The organism is Streptomyces sp. NPDC028635 (assembly GCF_040637635.1).
Taxonomy (GTDB): domain Bacteria; phylum Actinomycetota; class Actinomycetes; order Streptomycetales; family Streptomycetaceae; genus Streptomyces.
Genome location: NZ_JBEZWX010000005.1, coordinates 43,701 through 61,063, shown reverse-complemented (window position 1 = coordinate 61,063; position 17,363 = coordinate 43,701). Strand labels below are relative to the sequence as shown.

Genomic DNA, 17,363 nt, shown 5'->3' with positions numbered 1-17,363 from the left:
CCCGTCGGAAGGTGGCAGAACCGTGCAGTGGACGAAACAGACCGAACAGAGGGTGTACGCGAATCGCTGGTTCAGCGTCAATCTTGCGGATGTCGTGCTGCCGGACGGCCGGCACCTCGACCACTTCCTGATACGGCTGCGGCCAGTCGCCGTCGCGACGGTCGTGAACGAGGCCAACGAGGTGCTGCTGCTCTGGCGCCACCGCTTCATCACCGACAGCTGGGGCTGGGAGCTGGCCGCCGGTGTCGTCGAGGACGGCGAGGACATCGCCGCCGCGGCCGCCCGCGAACTGGAGGAGGAGACCGGCTGGCGGCCGGGGCCCCTGCACCACCTGATGAGCGTGGAGCCGTCCAACGGCCTCACCGACGCCCGGCACCACATCTACTGGTCCGAGACGGGCGAGTACGTCGGGCATCCCGTGGACGACTTCGAGTCGGACCGCCGGGAATGGGTCCCGCTCAAACTCGTCCCCGACCTGATCGCCCGTGGGGAGGTCCCGGCCGCCAACATGGCGGCCGCGTTACTCCTGCTGCACCACCTCAGGCTCGCCGAGGGCTAGCGGCCCGGCGGATCAGCGGGCCAGCACCTGCCAGACGGCCACGATCAACGCGCCCAGGGCGGTGACCGCGGCCACCGAGGGCAACGGCCAGCGGGCGTGTTCCAGGCTGGCGAGCCGGCCGTTCAGCTCGTCCAGCTCCTTGGCGGTCTCCTCGGTGCGATGACTGAGCAGGGCCAGCCCGCCCTCGACGCGGGCGTACGCCACGTCGAGCCGGCGTCGTAACTCTGCGAGTTCTCCTGGGGCGACGGGATGGCCGGAGTCGGCGCTCACGTGTCCACTCCTTTCCGTGGTCGAAGGGAAGCGTCGTGCGTCCCTTGCATGCGCATGAAGAGTGAACTCGCCTGGTCGACGCCTGGGGAGAGTGTGCGACGGGCATATGCGTGCCCGCCGCGCACACGGAGTGTGAAACAGGCGGGCCCGGCACCTTGTGGGTGCCGGGCCCGCCCGGATGTCGCGCTGTGTAATCAGCCGTAGGTGTAGAACCCCGAGCCGGTCTTGCGGCCGAGACGGCCCGCCTCGACCATGCGCTGGAGCAGCGGGGGAGCGGCGTACAGCGGCTCCTTGTACTCGGCGTACATCGAGTTCGCGATGGACACGACGGTGTCCAGGCCGATGAGGTCCGCGAGCTTCAGCGGGCCCATCGGGTGGGCGCAGCCCATCTCCATGCCGTTGTCGATGTCCTCGCGACCGGCGATGCCCGACTCGAACATGCGGATCGCGGAGAGCAGATAGGGCACCAGCAGCGCGTTGACGATGAAGCCGGAGCGGTCCTGGGCGCGGATGGTGTGCTTGCCGAGCACCTTCTCGGCGAAGATCTGCGCGCGGCTCAGCGTCCCCTCGGACGTGGTCAGCGCCGGGACCAGCTCGACCAGGTTCTGCACCGGGGCCGGATTGAAGAAGTGGATGCCGACGACGTGGTCGGGGCGCGCGGTGGCGACGGCGAGCTTCACCAGCGGGATCGAGGAGGTGTTCGACGCCAGGATCGCGTCCGGGCGGGTCACCACCTGGTCGAGCACCTGGAAGATCTCGGTCTTCACCTGCTCGTTCTCCACGACCGCCTCGATCGTGAGGTCACGGTCGGCGAACTCGCCGAGGTCGGTGGTGAAGCTCAGCCGCGCCTGGGTCGCGTCCCGCTCCTCCTCGGTGATCTTGCCACGCTCGGCGGCCTTGGCCAGGGAGTTGAACAGCCGGGTACGGCCGATCTCCAGGGCCTCGCCGTTGGTCTCGGCGACCTTCACGTCCAGACCGGCGCGGGCACACACCTCGGCGATGCCGGCGCCCATCTGGCCGCAGCCCACGATTCCGACGCGCTCGATGTCGGTCACATCGTCCCTTTCGCTGATCCACGGCACTAGGCAGGACCCCCGGGTCGGACGGCCTGCTCCGATCGTGCACGTTACCGCGAAGTATCGATGATCGATCGACGGGGTGCGGCATCCTGAACGTCCGGTGACGATCCGTGACCGGACGGATCCAGAACGCAAGGGGTTCCGCGATGGGACGACTGACGAGGCGGGCGTTCGCGGCGGCCGCGCTGTCGACGCTGGCGCTCGGCGCCGCACCGGCGCGGGGCCACGCCCGGGCCGCCGCCGAGATGCGGGGCATGTGGCTGGCCACCGTGGAGAACCGCGACTGGCCCTCGCAGCCCGGGCTGAGCGCGGCACGGCAGCGCTCGGAGCTGCTCGCCCACCTGGACACCGCGGTCGAACGGCGGCTGAACACGGTCATCTTCCAGGTCCGGCCGACGGCCGACGCGCTGTGGCCCTCACCGTACGAGCCGTGGTCGCAGTACCTCACCGGGATCCAGGGCAAGGACCCCGGCTGGGACCCGCTCGGCACGGCCGTCACGGAGGCCCACGCCCGGGGCCTGCAGCTGCACGCCTGGTTCAACCCGTTCCGGATCGCCAACCACACCGATCCGAGCCGGCTCGTCGCCGGGCATCCGGCCCGCAGGCACCCCGACTGGGTCGTGGTCTACGGCGGCCGGCTCTACTACAACCCCGGCCTGCCCGAGGTGCGGACCTTCGTGGAGGACGCGATGCTCGACGCGGTCCGCCGCTACCCGCTCGACGCGGTCCACTTCGACGACTACTTCTACCCGTACCCGGTGGCCGGGGAGACCTTCGACGACGACGAGGCCTACGACGTGTACGGCGGCGGCTTCCCGAGCCGCGCCGCCTGGCGCCGGCACAACATCGACACGCTGATCCGCGAGACGGGCGCCCGCACCCGGCAGCTCCGCCCCTCCGCCCAGTTCGGGGTCAGCCCGTTCGGGGTGTGGCGCAACGCGTCCACCGACCCGGCGGGCTCGGACACCCAGGGCGGAGTGCAGTCGTACGACGATCTGTACGCGGACACCCGCAGGTGGGTGCGGGAGAACTGGATCGACTACATCGTGCCGCAGCTGTACTGGAACATCGGCCTGGCCGCCGCCGACTACGCCACGCTCGTGCCGTGGTGGGCCGGGGTGGCCAAGGGCACGGCGACGAAGCTGTACGTGGGGGAGGCGCTGTACAAGGTGGGGGACCCCGCCCAGCCGGACGCCTGGCAGGACCCCGCGGAGCTGTCCCGCCATCTCACGCTCGCGAAGAAGTATCCGCAGGTGCGCGGGCACGTCTTCTTCGCCGCGAAGGAGGTCGCCGCGGACCCGCTGGGGGCGATGACGCGGGTGGTCGCCGACCACTACGCGCAGCCGGCGAATCCCCCGCGCTGACCTGCGGCATCCGCGTCGCTACGGCATCTTGGGCATCTCGGGCACGCCGGTCGCCCGGTGGCGGATCTCGGTGTCCGGGCCGGGCGAGCACACGCCCTCGTGGCCGTCGTCGAAGCGGACGCGGTAGGGCGGGTTGCCCTCCGGGCCCAGGACCTCGACGATCTCGCCGACCTTGTCGTGTTGACCGACCACCCTGCCGTGCTGGACAAGCTGGTCGCCCACGGTTGCTTGCATCGTGTGGGGCCTCCTCACCATGGTGCGGGCGCGGCAGCACCGACCACACCAGTGTGGGCAGCCCCCGGGGCCGACTGCAACCGGCCCGCGCGGCCCGCCGGGACTCCCGGGCGACCGGCCCGCGCGGCCCGCCGAAACCCCGTGGTGGGGGCCCCGGCCGCTCTGCCAGGATCCCGCCATGACCGACACCGCGCCGCTCGCCGACGGCTACGAGATCTCCACCGACCCCGCCCGCCTCGACGTCGACCGCGTCCACCACTGGCTGTCCACCGACGCCTACTGGGCGCTCGGCCGCGGGCGCGAGAAGCAGGAGCGCGCCATCGCCGGCTCGCTCAACTTCGGCGTCTACGGCGCCGCGTCGGGCGAACAGGTCGCGTACGCGCGCGTGATCACCGACCGGGCCACCTTCGCCTGGCTGTGCGACGTGTACGTCGACCGCTCCGTGCGCGGCAAGGGCGTCGGGACGGCGCTGGTGGCAGCGGTACGCGAGCACCTGCGGCCGTACGGGCTGAGGCGGGTCCTGCTCGCCACGCACGATGCCCACGGCGTCTACCAGAAGATCGGTTTCCGGCCACTGGACCGGCCGGACCAGTGGATGGCGCTCGGCTTCGAGTGACCCCCGGTATGTCCCCGCGGGGAGTTCGGTGCGTCCCGGCGGGGAGCTCTGTGCCCCTGGGCGGGGTGAGCCCGGTCAGTGCGCGCGGGTGTAGTCCGTCGTCAGCACCAGATCCTTGGCGGGGCCCCGCACCCGCCACACCGTCCGCCAGTGATCGGCGTCGCGGACGGTGAACTCGCCGCGGTAGAGGTCGGCCGCGCACGGATGGTCGGCGATGTGCCGGCCGCTGCTGAGGTCCAGGCCGTGGAAGGGGCGGCCGTCGGCGAAGGACACGTCGGCCGTACCGGGCGCCTGGCCCGGCAGGAAACGCAGGGTGCGCTCGGCGGGGCGGGCGACGCCCCGCCAGACGAACGTGCCGGTCTCGGTGTGCAGCAGGCCGCCGCCGTCCAGCGATGCGAAGGCCGTCGTGCCGGTGAACCGGCCCTCGTCGCCGCTCGCCAGGTCACGCACCGACCGTTCGGCCCGCCATGTCCCGGCCAGGTAGGCCAGGACGTCCGGAACCGGCCAGAACTCACCCATCACGCCGTTCTCCGTGGTTGCTGCACGACCCATTGACGCGTACGCGCCCCCTCCCTATCTTGCCGTTCGAAGTGCTGACCATCGTCTGATATTTCGAACAGCTCCTCCGGAGCAAGAGCCGCGGAGTATCCATGCCACGCACCCGCTTCAGACTCGGCCTCGGCGTCACCGCACTGCTGGCGGCCTCGGCGCTGCTGCCGGTCCCGGCGCAGGCCGCCCCCGTCGCCGACTACACGATCACCGTCGACCCCACCGCGCGGGGCGCGACGATCGACGACACGATGTACGGCGTCTTCTTCGAGGACATCAACCGCGCCGCCGACGGCGGGCTGTACGCCGAACTCGTGCAGAACCGGTCCTTCGAGTACTCCACCGCCGACAACCGCTCCTACACCCCGCTCACCGCCTGGACGGTCGACGGCAGCGCACAGACGCGGGACGACGACGGCCGGCTGAACGACCGCAACCGCACCTACCTCTCCCTGGCCGCCGGCTCCTCGGTGACCAACGCCGGCTACAACACCGGCATCCGGGTCGAGGCCGGCAAGACGTACGACTTCTCGGTGTGGGCCCGCGCCGCGAGCGGCACCACCCTCACCGTCGGCCTCCAGGACGCCGCCGGCCCGCTGGCGAGCGCCCGCCGGGTCGCGGTCCGGGGCGGCTGGGCCAAGTACACCGCCGCCTTCACCGCGAGCCGCACCAGCAGCTACGGCCGGCTCACCGTCACCACCTCGGCCGCCGCCGCGCTCGACATGGTCTCGCTCTTCCCCCGCGACACCTACCGGCACGAGCCCAACGGGCTGCGCAAGGACCTCGCCGAGAAGGTCGCGGCCCTGCACCCGGGCTTCGTCCGCTTCCCCGGCGGCTGCCTGGTCAACACCGGCTCCATGCAGGACTACAGCGAGGCCTCCGGCTGGCAGCGCAACCGCGCCTACCAGTGGAAGGACACCGTCGGGCCGGTGGAGCAACGGGCCACCAACACCAACTTCTGGGGCTACAACCAGAGTTACGGCCTCGGCTACTACGAGTACTTCCGCTTCGCCGAGGACATCGGCGCGATGCCGCTGCCCGTCGTGCCCGCGCTGGTCACCGGCTGCGGCCAGAACCAGGCCGTCGTGGACGACGCGCTGCTCAAGCGGCACATCCAGGACACCCTCGACCTGATCGAGTTCGCCAACGGCCCGGCGACCTCGACCTGGGGCAAGGTCCGGGCCGGGATGGGCCACCCCGAGCCCTTCCACCTCACCCACATCGAGGTCGGCAACGAGGAGAACCTGCCGAACGAGTTCTTCGCCCGCTTCCAGCAGTTCCGCGCCGCCGTCCAGGCGGCGTACCCGGATGTGAAGGTCATCTCCAACTCCGGCCCGGACGACAGCGGCGCCACCTTCGACACCGCCTGGAAGCTGAACCGCGAGGGACACGTCGACCTGGTCGACGAGCACTACTACAACAGCCCGCAGTGGTTCCTGCAGAACAACGACCGCTACGACTCCTACGACCGCAGCGGGCCGAAGGTCTTCCTCGGCGAGTACGCCTCCCAGGGCAACGCCTGGAAGAACGCCCTGTCCGAGGCCGCGTACATGACCGGCCTGGAGCGCAACGCGGACGTCGTCAAGCTCGCGTCCTACGCGCCGCTGTTCGCCAACGAGGACGCCGTGCAGTGGCGGCCCGACCTGGTGTGGTTCAACAACCACGCCTCCTGGGGCTCGGCCAACTACGAGGTCCAGAAGCTGTTCATGAACAACACCGGCGACCGGGTGGTCCCCTCGAAGGCGTCCGGCACGCCGGGTGTCAGCGGCCCGATCAGCGGTGCGATCGGCCTGTCGACCTGGGCGACCAGCGCGGCGTACGACGAGGTGAGGGTCACCGCGGCCGACGGCGGCGCCCTGTTCGGCGACGACTTCTCCGGTGACGCGTCGAAGTGGACCCACACCGGCGGCGGCAGCTGGACCGTCCGCGACGGCGAGTACGTGCAGACGGACGCGACGGCCGAGAACACGATGGTCCAGGCCGGTGATCCCGCCTGGCACGACTACGACCTCCATGTGAAGGCCACCAAGCAGTCGGGCAAGGAGGGCTTCCTCGTCGCCTTCGGCGTCAAGGACACCGGGAACTACTACTGGTGGAACCTCGGCGGCTGGAACAACACCCAGTCCGCCGTCGAGCAGGCCTCCGACGGCGGCAAGAGCACGCTGCTGACCAAGCCCGGGTCGATCGAGACCGGCCGCGCCTACGACATCGACATCAAGGTGCGCGGCCGTCAGGTCACCCTGTTCCTGGACGGGCAGCAGTGGGGCGGTTTCACCGACGACAAGCCGGCCGAACCGTTCCGGCAGGTCGTGACGCGGGACGCGGCCACCGGTGACCTGCTCGTCAAGGTGGTCAACGCCCAGGACACGGCCGCCCGCACCGCGCTCGACCTGGGCGGAGCGAAGGTCGCGTCCCGGGCGACGGCCGTGACGCTGGCGGCCGCGCCGGACGCGGTGAACAGCGAGACGAACACGCCGGTCACCCCGGTGACGTCGACGGTGACCGGGGTCGCCGCGCGGTTCACGTACACCTTCCCGGCCAACTCGGTCACCTTCCTGAGGATCAGGCAGAGGTAGCCGGCAGGGTCAGGCAGAGGTAGTCGACAGGGTCAGGCAGAGGTAGTCGGCAGGATCAGGCGGAGGCGGCCGGGAGGATCAGGCGGAGGCAGCCGGGGTCCCCGGCCGTCACGCCGGGGTGGCCGGGGCCTCCTGCGGGGGCTGCTGTCCGACGGGCAGCAGCCCCCGCTCCGCGAACACCTTCTTCGCGACGAAGGTGGCGTTCAGGGCCCGGGGGAAGCCGCAGTACCCGGCGGAGTGCAGCATCGCCTCCACGATCTGCTCGGGCGTGAGGCCCACGTTCAGGGCCGCGTTGACGTGCACCTCCAGCTGGGGCTCGCAGCCGCCGAGCGCGGTCAGCATGCCGAGGGTCACCAGCTGGCGGTCACGGGGGGCGAGCTGGGGCCGGGCGTAGATCTCCCCGAACCCCCAGGAGACGATCTGGTGCCCCAGCTCGGGGCTGATGTCGCCGAGCGAGTCGATGACCCGCTGCCCGGCCTCGCCGTCGACTTTCCTGAGGACCTCGAGGCCCTGGGCGAAGCGCTCGTCACGGGTGGTGCTGTGCTGATCGGTCATGACGAGAACCGTAGGAGTTCGAGCACACTCCAACGCAAGCCCCGCCGCGTCACGACCCGCCCCGCCCTCAGCGCGCGCCGTACCAGTCCAGGACGATCAGGACCAGGACGAGGGCGGCCACCGCCGCCACGACCAGGGCGGCGGTGACGAGGCCGACGAGAGCGAACACGCCTCCCACGGGGAGCAGGCCCACCCCGAGGAAGAAGACCCAACCCAGCCGGGCCGACTCCGTGCGGCCTATGCGGCGGCACAGGAGTCCCGCGGCGACGACCCACAGGGGCACGAGGATCGGCGACAGCCACAACACGGCCAGAATCATGGAAGTTCCTGCTCGTCGGCGGTCGGGGCGGTCCTGCGGGGGAGAGTAGCGGTCCCCCTCGGGCCTCCCCTCGGGCCCCCCACCCGTCACTGCGCCCCGCCGTCCGCATAGTGATTCATGGCGTTGCATAAACGTGCAGGTCTGCGTATAGTCATGCCATCCACGAGGAGGATTCCATGGCAGTACGCGCGGCGGTCGCCGGAGCGAGCGGATATGCAGGCGGGGAGCTGCTGCGCCTGCTCCTGGCCCATCCCGAGGTCGAGATCGGTGCCCTCACCGGCAACTCCAACGCGGGCCAGAAGCTGGGCGCCCTGCAGCCGCACCTGCTGCCGCTGGCCGACCGCACCCTCGCCGCGACCAGCGCCGACACCCTCGCCGGTCACGACGTCGTCTTCCTCGCCCTGCCGCACGGCCAGTCCGCCGCCGTCGCCGAGCAGCTCGGTCCGGACGTCCTCGTCATCGACATGGGCGCCGACTTCCGGCTGAAGGACGCCGCCGACTGGGAGACGTTCTACGGCTCCCCGCACGCCGGCACCTGGCCCTATGGCCTTCCCGAACTTCCGGGTGCCCGCGCCGCGCTGGAGGGGTCCAAGCGCATCGCGGTCCCCGGTTGCTACCCCACCGCCGTCTCCCTCGCCCTCTTCCCGGCCTACGCCGCCCAGCTGGCCGAGCCCGAGGCCGTGATCGTCGCCGCCTCCGGCACCTCCGGCGCGGGCAAGGCGCCCAAGCCGCACCTGCTGGGCAGCGAGGTCATGGGCTCCATGACGCCGTACGGCGTCGGCGGCGGCCACCGGCACACGCCCGAGATGATCCAGAACCTCAGCGGCGTGGCGGGCGAGAGGGTCGGCGTCTCCTTCACACCGACCCTCGCGCCGATGCCCCGCGGCATCCTCGCCACCTGCAGCGCGAAGGCCGTCCCGGGCGTCACCGCGGAGTCCGTGCGCGCCGCCTACGCCAAGGCCTGCGCCGACGAGCCCTTCGTGCACCTGCTGCCCGAGGGGCAGTGGCCGGCGACCGCGTCCGTCCACGGTTCCAACGCCGTTCAGATCCAGGTCGCGTACGACCAGGCCGCGGGGCGGATCATCGCGATCAGCGCCATCGACAACCTGACCAAGGGCACCGCCGGCGGTGCCGTCCAGAGCATGAACATCGCCCTCGGTCTCGACGAGACCACGGGATTGACGACGATCGGAGTTGCGCCGTGAGTGTGACGGCAGCGAAGGGATTCACGGCGGCGGGCATCGCCGCCGGGATCAAGGAGAACGGCAACCCCGACCTGGCCCTCGTGGTCAACACCGGCCCCCGCCGCGCCGCCGCCGGCGTCTTCACCTCCAACCGCGTCAAGGCCGCCCCCGTCCTGTGGTCGGAGCAGGTCCTCAGAGGCGGGCAGCTGACCGCCGTCGTCCTCAACTCCGGCGGCGCCAACGCCTGCACCGGCCCCAAGGGCTTCCAGGACACCCACGCCACCGCCGAGAAGGCCGCCGAGGTCCTCGGCTGCGGCGCCGGCGAGGTGGCGGTCTGCTCCACCGGCCTCATCGGCCTGCTGCTCCCCATGGACAAGGTCCTGCCGGGCGTCGAGTCGGCCGCCGCGCAGCTCTCCGAGCACGGCGGCGAGAAGGCCGCCATCGCCATCAAGACCACCGACACCGTCCACAAGACGTCCGTCGTGGCGAAGGAGGGCTGGACCGTCGGCGGCATGGCCAAGGGCGCCGGCATGCTCGCCCCCGGCCTCGCCACCATGCTCGTCGTGATCACGACCGACGCCGACCTCGACAGCGCGGCCCTGGACAAGGCCCTGCGCGCCGCCACCAAGGTCACCTTCGACCGGGTCGACTCCGACGGCTGCATGTCCACCAACGACACCGTCCTGCTGCTCGCCTCCGGCGCCTCCGGCGTCACCCCCGAGTACGCCGAGTTCGCCGAGGCCGTCCGCACCGTCTGCGACGACCTCGGGCGGCAGCTCATCGGCGACGCCGAGGGCGCCAGCAAGGACATCAAGGTCGAGGTGGTCAACGCCGCGACCGAGGACGACGCCGTCGAGGTGGGCCGCTCCATCGCCCGCAACACCCTCCTCAAGTGCGCCATCCACGGCGAGGACCCGAACTGGGGCCGCGTGCTGTCCGCGATCGGCACCACGAAGGCCGCCTTCGAGCCGGACCGGCTCAATGTGGCGATCAACGGCGTCTGGGTGTGCAAGAACGGCTCCGTCGGCGAGGACCGCGACAAGGTCGACATGCGCTACCGCGAGGTACACATCGTCGCCGACCTCGCCGCCGGCTCCGAGACCGCGACGATCTGGACCAACGACCTCACCGCCGACTACGTCCACGAGAACAGCGCCTACTCGTCATGAGCACTCGCAAGCACACGGCCCTGCCGAAAGCCCAGATCCTCATCGAGGCTCTGCCCTGGCTGACCCGGCACAACGGCAAGACCGTCGTCATCAAGTTCGGCGGCAACGCCATGGTCGACGAGGAGCTGAAGGCCGCCTTCGCCCAGGACGTGGTCTTCCTCCACCACGCCGGCCTCAAGCCGGTCGTCGTGCACGGCGGCGGCCCGCAGATCAGCGCGGCCCTGGACCGGCACGGCATCGTCAGCGAGTTCAAGGCGGGCCTGCGCGTCACCACCGAGGACGCCATGGACGTCGTACGGATGGTGCTGGCCGGACAGGTGCAGCGCGAGCTGGTCGGGCTGCTCAACCAGCACGGCCCGCTCGCCGTGGGCCTCACCGGCGAGGACGCGCACACCATCACCGCCACCAAGCACACCCCGGAGATCGACGGCGAGCTGGTCGACATCGGCCGCGTCGGCGAGATCACGGGCATCGACACCGGCGCGATCGAGGCGCTGCTCGCCGACGGCCGCATCCCGGTCGTCTCCTCGATCGCCCGCTCCCAGGACGACGGTCATGTCTACAACGTCAATGCTGATACGGCGGCTGCGGCACTCGCTGCGGCACTGGGCGCCGAAACCCTCATGGTCCTCACCGACGTCGAGGGCCTCTACGAGGACTGGCCGCACTCCGACGAGGTGATCAGCCGCCTCACCGCTTCCCAACTGGAGAAGCTGCTGCCGGAGTTGAGCTCCGGCATGGTCCCGAAGATGGAGGGCTGCCTGCACGCCGTGCGCAACGGCGTGACCACGGCCCGCGTCATCGACGGCCGCGTCCAGCACTCGATCCTGCTGGAGATCTTCACGGACGAGGGCATCGGCACCATGGTCGTGCCCGACCAGGACACCGAGGGGGAGTCATGAGCAACCAGGAGATGACCGCGCGGTGGCAGGGCGCGCTCATGAACAACTACGGCACCCCCCGGCTGCCCCTCGTCCGCGGCGAGGGCACGCAGGTCTGGGACGCCGACGGGACCCGCTACCTCGACTTCGTCGGCGGCATCGCCACCAACGCCCTCGGCCACGCGCACCCCGCGATCGTCGAGGCCGTCAGCCGGCAGATCGGCTCCCTCGGGCACATCTCCAACTTCTTCATGGCCGAGCCCACGCTCGCGCTCGCCGAACGGCTCCTGCAGCTCTTCGGCCGCGAGGGCCGGGTCTTCTTCTGCAACTCCGGCGCCGAGGCCAACGAGGCCGCCTTCAAGATCGGCCGGCTCACCGGACGCACCCACGTCGTCGCCACCGACGGCGGCTTCCACGGCCGCACCATGGGCGCGCTGGCCCTCACCGGCCAGCCCGCCAAGCAGGACCCGTTCCGGCCGCTGCCCGGCGACGTCACCCACGTGCCGTACGGCGACGCGCAGGCGCTCGCGGCGGCGGTCACCGAGGAGACGGCCCTCGTCGTCATCGAGCCCATCCAGGGCGAGAACGGCGTCGTCGTGCCGCCCGCCGGCTATCTGAAGGCGGCCCGTGCGATCACGGCGGCCACCGGGGCGCTGCTCGTCCTCGACGAGGTGCAGACCGGCGTCGGCCGCACCGGCCACTGGTTCGCCTACCAGGCCCACGAGGGCGTCCTGCCCGACGTCGTCACTCTCGCCAAGCAGCTCGGCGGCGGCCTGCCGCTGGGCGCGACCGTCGCCTTCGGGCGGGCCGCGGAGCTGCTCCAGCCGGGTCAGCACGGCACGACCTTCGGCGGCAACCCCGTCGCCTGCGCCGCAGGCCTCGCCGTTCTGGACACCATCGCGAACGACGGCCTGCTGGAGAACGTCAAGCGGCAGAGCGAGAAGCTGCGCACCGGAATCGAGGGCCTCGGCCACCCCTTGATCGGCCATGTCCGGGGAGCGGGACTTCTCCTGGGTATCGTGCTCACCGGGCCGCACGCGCAGCAGGTGCAGCAGGCGGCCCAGGAGGCCGGGTTCCTGGTGAACGCGCCCGCCGCCGACGTCGTACGGCTGATGCCCGCGCTGAACCTGGGCGACGACGAGGCGGAGGCGTTCCTCGGGGCGCTGCCCGGCATCCTGGCGCAGGTCAACGGGGACGGACGAGCCGGAGAATGAGACGACGATGAGCCAGGCGCAGGAGCACGAGAACGGCACCGCGGGGCCTGCCGTGCCGCAGACCCGTACCGCCCGCCACCGCCGGATCGTGGACATCCTCAACCGGCAACCGGTGCGGTCGCAGAGCCAGTTGGCGAAGCTCCTCGCCGACGACGGGCTGAGCGTCACCCAGGCGACGCTCTCCCGGGACCTCGACGAGCTGAACGCGGTCAAGATCCGCAACAACGACGGCGACCTCATCTACGCGGTGCCCAGCGAGGGAGGGTTCCGCACCCCCCGGGCGCCCCTGGGGGAGTCCGCCAAGGAGGAGCGGATGCGGCGGCTGTCACAGGAGCTGCTGATCTCCGCCGAGGCCTCCGCGAACCTCGTGGTCCTGCGCACCCCTCCGGGGGCCGCGCAGTTCCTGGCCTCGGCCATCGACCAGGCCGAGCTGCACGACATCCTCGGGACGATCGCGGGGGACGACACGCTGCTGCTGATCAGCCGGCAACCCACCGGCGGCCAGGCGCTGGCCGACCACCTGCTGCGGCTGGCGCAGAACGGGCACTGATCCTCTGCACCGCCCGGCCCGGCGGCGGAGAATGGGTGTGTGATCTTCCCGGCCGGGCGGGCAATCCCCAGGCGGCCGGCGACCGTATACACAGATGTGTCGGGTTTCCGGTTCCCCGTGGGCCGTCTCCCGGACGAGGCTCTGCTGTCCGGGCTGGCCACCGGTGACCCGGAACTCGCCGTCACCTTCGTGCGGAGGTTCCAGCACCGGGTCTTCGGGGTGGCCATGGCCGTCACCGGGGACCCCCAGCTCGCGGAGGACATCGCCCAGCAGACGTTCGAGCGTGCCTGGCGGCACGCGCAGATCTACGACTCGCGTCGCGGCTCGGTCACGACCTGGCTGACGACCATCGCCCACAACCTCGCCATCGACGCCGTCCGGGCGCGCCGGACGGAACCGGTGCCACCGGAGGATCTCGACGCCCTGCTCGGTGTCGTCACCGAGACCCCCGAGCGCTGGGCGCTGGTCGACGAGGCATCGTCCCAGCTCCGGGCCGCCGTGGCGCGGCTGCCGCGGGCACAGGCCCGGGCCCTGGTGATGGCGGGCATCTACGGGATGACGGCCCAGCAGATCGCCGAGGCCGAGGCCATCCCGCTCGGCACGGCCAAGACGCGGATCAGAGCAGCGATGGCGAAGCTGCGCACCACACTTGCGTCTCCGGAGCGAGGCGGCCATGGCCAGTGATGTGACCTGCGAGAAGATGCGGGAGTACGGCGCCGAGCTGGCGCTCGGGGTGCTGCCCGGCCGGGAGCGGGCCGAGGCGGTCGGCCATCTCGAGCGGTGCGCGGACTGCCGGGAGCACGTCCGGCGACTCACGCTCGTCGGCGACCGGCTGGTCGGCCTGCTCCCCGACTGCGAGCCGCCGCTCGGTTTCGAGACGCGGGTGGCGCGCAGGCTGCCCCAGGGCGCGGCGGCGTACGAGGGGCGACCGAACGCCCGCGGAACCTCGCGCGCGCATCACGGACTGCACGGCCGCGCCCGCCGGACCCGGCTGCGGCTCGTGGCGGTGGCGGCGGGGCTGGCCGTCTCCTTCGGGTTCGCCGGCTGGGCGGTCGGCACGACCGTGGACGGCAGCACGGCCTCGGCCCGCCCCGCCGTGGAGTCCGAACCCATGCTGATCGGGGACATGGTCTCGCCCGCCGCGGGCGGTGGGCAGCCCGTCGGGGAGATCTACGCCCATCCCGGCGCCCCCGGCTGGGTCTTCGTCTCCGTCGATCTCCCGGGGCACGGCAGCGGGTACAGCGGCAGGGCGAACTGCCTCCTCGAGCGCACGGACGGCACGACCGTCGGCGTGGGTGCCTTCACCCTGCGGGACGGACACGGGCACTGGGGCGTGGCCGCCCGCGTCGACCCCGTCGCCGTCTCGGGCGCCCGCCTGACCTCCCCGGACGGCACCGTCCTCGCCACGGCCCGGCTGCAGACCAGCCGTGTGGTGACCACGGCGGACTGATCACGCCGCTCCGCGATCGGTCCAGAGCCGTCCGATCCGAGCCGCCTCCCGGCGCCGGAGTCAGTCCAGTGCGGCCTCCAGCGCGGAAGCCAGCTCGGTGACCGTCGGCCGGGCGGCCGCCTCGGGCCGCAGGCAGGCGTCGACGGCGGCGGCGAGCGCGGCGGGCAGCCGCCGCAGGGACCGGACCGGCGGGGCACTCTGCTCCGCTTGCGGGAACCACTCCTGCGGGGAGCCGGCCGCCCGGTCGTCCGGTGTCTGCGGGGGCCTGCCGCAGTCGAACGGCAGCTCATCGCAGGCGAACTCGAACAGGGTGATGCCGATGCCCCACACGTCGGCCGCGGCCGTGAGCGGCCCGCCCCGGGCCTGTTCCGGAGACAGATAGCAGCAGGTGCCGAGCCCGGCGGGGGCCGGCCCGGGCGGCCGGGCCACGCTCAGGTCCAGCACCTTGGCGTGACCGCGTTCCACCACCACGTTGGACGGCTTGAGGTCCAGGTGCAGCAGATCCCTGCCGTGCAGATAGTGGATCGCCGAGCACAGCTGCATGCCGAGAAGGGCCACGTCGGCGGCGGCCGGCCGGCGCCGCAACCGGCCGAGCAGGTGGGCCAGCGTCTCACCGGTCAGCGTCTCCAGGACGACCGTCGGCTCGGGCGACTCGAAGGTGTCGTAGGCGCGGGTCAGGTGCGGATGGGTGAACTCCCTGAGCCACCGGCCCTCCCGCAGCAGCCGGGCGCGCAGCCGTTCCTCGCCCCGGCGGTCCGGACGCACCACCTTGAGCACGCACCGGCAGGCCCGTTCCTCGCTCCAGGTGTCGTAGACGTCGAGCCAGCCCGTGCGCGTCAGGTGCGCCAGGATCCGGTAGCCCGGCACCGGTCGGGCGCCCGGCGCCAGGGGAGGGGCCGCCGGGGCCGCGGTGACGCTCATGACAGCACCGTCCCCGCCGCCGCGGTGCCGGTCACGGTACCGAGCCGGTGCAGCCGTGCGTAGGTCCCGCCGCGGCCGAGGAGGTCGTCGTGGGTGCCGTCTTCGACCACCCGGCCGTGATCGAGCACCACGATGCGGGTGGCGTCGCGGACGGTCAGCAGGTTGTGGGAGATGACGACGGTGGTACGCCCCGCCATGAGCCGGCGCAGCGGGTCCATGATCCGCCGGCCCGAGCCGGCGTCGAGCCCGGTGGTCGGTTCGTCCAGCAGGAGCACGGGGGCGTCCCTGATCATCGCGCGGGCGATCGCCAGACGCTGGCACTGCCCGCCGGAGAGGGTACGGCCGCGCTGGCCCACCAGCGTGTCGTAGCCCTCCGGGAGCCGCTCGACGAACTCGTGCGCGTCCGCGGCCCGTGCCGCCTCGACGATGTCCGCCTCCGTGGCCCCGGGCCGGCCGTAGGCGATGTTCTCCCGCACGGTGCCGTGGAAGACCAGCGTCTCCTGCAGCACCACCGCGACACTCTCCCGCACGTCGGACAGGCGCAGTTCGCGCAGATCCGCGCCGTCGAGGCGGACCGCGCCCCGGTCCGGGTCGTAGAAGCGCAGCTGGAGCTTGGCGATGGTCGACTTCCCGGCTCCGCTGGCCCCGACCAGTGCCAGCGTCTCCCCGGGCGCCACATGGAAGGACACCTCCGACAGGGCCGGACGGGAGGTGCCGGGGTAGCGGAAGCAGACGCCGTCGAACTCCACCTCGCCCCGCGCCCGCCGGATGCGCCGGGCCCCGGCCGCGTCGACGACCTGAGGCTTCTGGTCCAGCAACTCGATGATCCGCTCGGCCGAGGCGGACGCCGTGTAGAAGGTCGTGCCCAGGCGGGACAGGCCGCGCACCGGGCTGTACATCTTGCCGATCAGCGCGAGGAAGACCAGCAGTTCGCCGAGCGTCAGCTGCCCCTGGGCGAGCTTCCAGGTGCCGAGGCCCATGACCGCGAGGCCGCCGGACACCTCGATGATCTCGACGACGGGGCCGTAGACGGCGCGGATGCGCGCCGAGGCCATCGCCGCCCGGAACCTGCCGAGGCTCTCCCGCTCGAACCGGCGCTGCTCCCAGCCCTGCCGGTTGTACGCCTGCACGAGGGCCACGTTGCCCAGCGACTCCTCGGCGATCGCGCTGATCGAGCCGGTGCGGCGCCTGCGCTCGCGCGACGCCTTCTTGATCAGCCGCGAGAAGTGCCGGGCGGCGCCCCAGAACAGCGGCACGATGACCAGGGCCAGCAGGGTGAGGTCCCACTGCAGGTAGAACAGCAGGCCGAGGAAGACGCCCAGGCGGATCACGTAGTACAGGGCGTCGGCGACGCCCGAGAGCAGGAAGGTCTCCACCGCGTCGACATCACCGGTGACCCGGGACAGCACGTCGCCGAGGCGCCGCCGTTCGAAGAAGCCCAGGGACAGCCCCTGGACATGGCGGAAGACGTCGGTGCGCAGTGCGAGCAGGAACCGTTCGCTGACCCAGGTGGAGGTCACGTCGTCGGCGAATCCCAGGATGCCGGAGCAGACGATCAGCCCCAGGTAGGCCGGGGCGATCCACAGGAAGGGGCTCAGATCCCGGGGGACCAGCACGTCGTCCACGACGATCTTGAACAGCCAGATCTCCGCGGCGTCGACGAGGGGACCGGCCAGGCTGAACAGGACGACGGGCACGAGCCAGCGCCGGCCACCGCGGGTGTAGGGCCAGAACCGCCGGAACACCTCGAGCGGAGGCAGGGGCGGCGCGGCCGCGACCACGGCGTCGGAGGACTCGCCCACCGACAGCAGACGCCGCAGAAGACGCACCATGGCAGGGGTACTCGTGCGCTCGAAGGCGGAGCGGAGGGGCC

19 protein-coding genes are annotated in these 17,363 nt (G+C 71.7%); 11 read left to right on the top strand and 8 right to left on the bottom strand.

Translation table 11 applies throughout. The features are described from left to right. Positions 1 to 22 precede the first annotated feature (22 nt). Positions 23 to 559: an NUDIX domain-containing protein gene (locus AB0E88_RS07455; protein WP_361625343.1), complete on the top strand. Its 537-nt coding sequence runs from the start codon at positions 23 to 25 to the stop codon at positions 557 to 559. A 12-nt stretch (positions 560 to 571) separates the two neighbouring features. On the opposite strand, the gene AB0E88_RS07450 is transcribed toward AB0E88_RS07455, so the two are convergent. Next, a complete protein-coding gene (locus AB0E88_RS07450) occupies positions 572 to 829 on the bottom strand; it encodes a hypothetical protein (RefSeq protein WP_361625340.1) in 258 nt (85 codons plus the stop codon). Between the two features lie 194 nt (positions 830 to 1,023). Then, positions 1,024 to 1,884 (bottom strand): 3-hydroxybutyryl-CoA dehydrogenase, encoded by an 861-nt coding sequence (locus AB0E88_RS07445; RefSeq protein WP_361625337.1) that lies wholly within the window; start codon positions 1,882 to 1,884, stop codon positions 1,024 to 1,026. A 170-nt stretch (positions 1,885 to 2,054) separates the two neighbouring features. On the opposite strand from AB0E88_RS07445, the gene AB0E88_RS07440 reads away from it, so the two are divergent. Beyond that, a complete protein-coding gene (locus AB0E88_RS07440; RefSeq protein ID WP_361625334.1) occupies positions 2,055 to 3,272 on the top strand; it encodes a family 10 glycosylhydrolase in 1,218 nt (405 codons plus the stop codon). Between the two features lie 18 nt (positions 3,273 to 3,290). Here the strand turns inward: AB0E88_RS07440 and AB0E88_RS07435 are convergent, their stop codons facing one another. Next, entirely contained in the window at positions 3,291 to 3,506 is a 216-nt protein-coding gene (locus AB0E88_RS07435) for a DUF1918 domain-containing protein (protein WP_361625331.1), read from the bottom strand. A gap of 178 nt (positions 3,507 to 3,684) precedes the next feature. On the opposite strand from AB0E88_RS07435, the gene AB0E88_RS07430 reads away from it, so the two are divergent. After that, positions 3,685 to 4,122, top strand: a complete 438-nt coding sequence (locus AB0E88_RS07430; protein ID WP_361625328.1) for a GNAT family N-acetyltransferase — start codon at positions 3,685 to 3,687, stop codon at positions 4,120 to 4,122. Between the two features lie 75 nt (positions 4,123 to 4,197). On the opposite strand, the gene AB0E88_RS07425 is transcribed toward AB0E88_RS07430, so the two are convergent. Next, positions 4,198 to 4,641 carry a DUF6314 family protein gene (locus tag AB0E88_RS07425; protein WP_361625325.1) on the bottom strand — a complete coding sequence of 148 codons (444 nt, stop codon included), beginning with the start codon at positions 4,639 to 4,641 and terminating at the stop codon, positions 4,198 to 4,200. Between the two features lie 131 nt (positions 4,642 to 4,772). Here AB0E88_RS07425 and AB0E88_RS07420 point away from each other — a divergent pair, with 131 nt between their 5' ends. Next, positions 4,773 to 7,247 carry an alpha-L-arabinofuranosidase C-terminal domain-containing protein gene (locus AB0E88_RS07420; protein WP_361625322.1) on the top strand — a complete coding sequence of 825 codons (2,475 nt, stop codon included), beginning with the start codon at positions 4,773 to 4,775 and terminating at the stop codon, positions 7,245 to 7,247. Between the two features lie 108 nt (positions 7,248 to 7,355). Here AB0E88_RS07420 and AB0E88_RS07415 read toward each other — a convergent pair whose 3' ends face one another. Both AB0E88_RS07415 and AB0E88_RS07410 read right to left on the bottom strand, forming a co-directional pair. Then, complete coding sequence (locus AB0E88_RS07415; protein ID WP_361625319.1) at positions 7,356 to 7,802, bottom strand: carboxymuconolactone decarboxylase family protein; 447 nt, start codon at positions 7,800 to 7,802, stop codon at positions 7,356 to 7,358. Positions 7,803 to 7,869: 67 nt separating this feature from the next. Then, entirely contained in the window at positions 7,870 to 8,121 is a 252-nt protein-coding gene (locus tag AB0E88_RS07410; protein ID WP_361625316.1) for a hypothetical protein, read from the bottom strand. A gap of 176 nt (positions 8,122 to 8,297) precedes the next feature. Here AB0E88_RS07410 and argC point away from each other — a divergent pair, with 176 nt between their 5' ends. The 7 genes from argC to AB0E88_RS07375 all read left to right on the top strand — a co-directional run bounded on the left by argC (position 8,298) and on the right by AB0E88_RS07375 (position 14,569). Next, positions 8,298 to 9,326, top strand: a complete 1,029-nt coding sequence (argC, locus tag AB0E88_RS07405; protein ID WP_361625313.1) for an N-acetyl-gamma-glutamyl-phosphate reductase — start codon at positions 8,298 to 8,300, stop codon at positions 9,324 to 9,326. Next, a complete protein-coding gene (argJ, locus tag AB0E88_RS07400; protein ID WP_361625310.1) occupies positions 9,323 to 10,474 on the top strand; it encodes a bifunctional glutamate N-acetyltransferase/amino-acid acetyltransferase ArgJ in 1,152 nt (383 codons plus the stop codon). The genes argC and argJ overlap by 4 nt, the downstream gene beginning before the upstream one ends. Next, positions 10,471 to 11,376: an acetylglutamate kinase gene (argB, locus tag AB0E88_RS07395; RefSeq protein WP_361625307.1), complete on the top strand. Its 906-nt coding sequence runs from the start codon at positions 10,471 to 10,473 to the stop codon at positions 11,374 to 11,376. Before argJ ends, argB begins: the two co-directional genes overlap by 4 nt. Next, positions 11,373 to 12,569 carry an acetylornithine transaminase gene (locus AB0E88_RS07390; RefSeq protein ID WP_361625304.1) on the top strand — a complete coding sequence of 399 codons (1,197 nt, stop codon included), beginning with the start codon at positions 11,373 to 11,375 and terminating at the stop codon, positions 12,567 to 12,569. The genes argB and AB0E88_RS07390 overlap by 4 nt, the downstream gene beginning before the upstream one ends. A 7-nt stretch (positions 12,570 to 12,576) precedes the next feature. After that, positions 12,577 to 13,119 carry an arginine repressor gene (locus AB0E88_RS07385; protein ID WP_361625301.1) on the top strand — a complete coding sequence of 181 codons (543 nt, stop codon included), beginning with the start codon at positions 12,577 to 12,579 and terminating at the stop codon, positions 13,117 to 13,119. Between the two features lie 96 nt (positions 13,120 to 13,215). Continuing rightward, positions 13,216 to 13,803, top strand: coding sequence for an RNA polymerase sigma factor (locus tag AB0E88_RS07380; RefSeq protein WP_361625298.1), 588 nt, complete (start codon positions 13,216 to 13,218; stop codon positions 13,801 to 13,803). Further along, positions 13,793 to 14,569 carry a hypothetical protein gene (locus AB0E88_RS07375; RefSeq protein WP_361625295.1) on the top strand — a complete coding sequence of 259 codons (777 nt, stop codon included), beginning with the start codon at positions 13,793 to 13,795 and terminating at the stop codon, positions 14,567 to 14,569. The genes AB0E88_RS07380 and AB0E88_RS07375 overlap by 11 nt, the downstream gene beginning before the upstream one ends. Positions 14,570 to 14,629: 60 nt before the next feature. Here the strand turns inward: AB0E88_RS07375 and AB0E88_RS07370 are convergent, their stop codons facing one another. After that, positions 14,630 to 15,490 carry a serine/threonine-protein kinase gene (locus AB0E88_RS07370; protein WP_361625292.1) on the bottom strand — a complete coding sequence of 287 codons (861 nt, stop codon included), beginning with the start codon at positions 15,488 to 15,490 and terminating at the stop codon, positions 14,630 to 14,632. Further along, positions 15,487 to 17,322 carry an ABC transporter ATP-binding protein gene (locus AB0E88_RS07365; protein WP_361625289.1) on the bottom strand — a complete coding sequence of 612 codons (1,836 nt, stop codon included), beginning with the start codon at positions 17,320 to 17,322 and terminating at the stop codon, positions 15,487 to 15,489. The genes AB0E88_RS07370 and AB0E88_RS07365 overlap by 4 nt, the downstream gene beginning before the upstream one ends. Positions 17,323 to 17,363: the final 41 nt, after the last annotated feature.

Excerpts from the sequence above, each read along its gene's own strand:
- AB0E88_RS07440 (WP_361625334.1), top strand. The coding sequence starts at position 2,055 with ATGGGACGACTGACGAGGCGGGCGTTCGCGGCGGCCGCGCTGTCGACG.
- AB0E88_RS07435 (WP_361625331.1), bottom strand. The coding sequence starts at position 3,506 with ATGCAAGCAACCGTGGGCGACCAGCTTGTCCAGCACGGCAGGGTGGTC.
- AB0E88_RS07430 (WP_361625328.1), top strand. The coding sequence starts at position 3,685 with ATGACCGACACCGCGCCGCTCGCCGACGGCTACGAGATCTCCACCGAC.
- AB0E88_RS07425 (WP_361625325.1), bottom strand. The coding sequence starts at position 4,641 with ATGGGTGAGTTCTGGCCGGTTCCGGACGTCCTGGCCTACCTGGCCGGG.
- AB0E88_RS07420 (WP_361625322.1), top strand. The coding sequence starts at position 4,773 with ATGCCACGCACCCGCTTCAGACTCGGCCTCGGCGTCACCGCACTGCTG.
- AB0E88_RS07415 (WP_361625319.1), bottom strand. The coding sequence starts at position 7,802 with ATGACCGATCAGCACAGCACCACCCGTGACGAGCGCTTCGCCCAGGGC.
- AB0E88_RS07410 (WP_361625316.1), bottom strand. The coding sequence starts at position 8,121 with ATGATTCTGGCCGTGTTGTGGCTGTCGCCGATCCTCGTGCCCCTGTGG.
- argC (WP_361625313.1), top strand. The coding sequence starts at position 8,298 with ATGGCAGTACGCGCGGCGGTCGCCGGAGCGAGCGGATATGCAGGCGGG.
- argB (WP_361625307.1), top strand. The coding sequence starts at position 10,471 with ATGAGCACTCGCAAGCACACGGCCCTGCCGAAAGCCCAGATCCTCATC.
- AB0E88_RS07390 (WP_361625304.1), top strand. The coding sequence starts at position 11,373 with ATGAGCAACCAGGAGATGACCGCGCGGTGGCAGGGCGCGCTCATGAAC.
- AB0E88_RS07385 (WP_361625301.1), top strand. The coding sequence starts at position 12,577 with ATGAGCCAGGCGCAGGAGCACGAGAACGGCACCGCGGGGCCTGCCGTG.
- AB0E88_RS07375 (WP_361625295.1), top strand. The coding sequence starts at position 13,793 with ATGGCCAGTGATGTGACCTGCGAGAAGATGCGGGAGTACGGCGCCGAG.
- AB0E88_RS07370 (WP_361625292.1), bottom strand. The coding sequence starts at position 15,490 with ATGAGCGTCACCGCGGCCCCGGCGGCCCCTCCCCTGGCGCCGGGCGCC.
- AB0E88_RS07365 (WP_361625289.1), bottom strand. The coding sequence starts at position 17,322 with ATGGTGCGTCTTCTGCGGCGTCTGCTGTCGGTGGGCGAGTCCTCCGAC.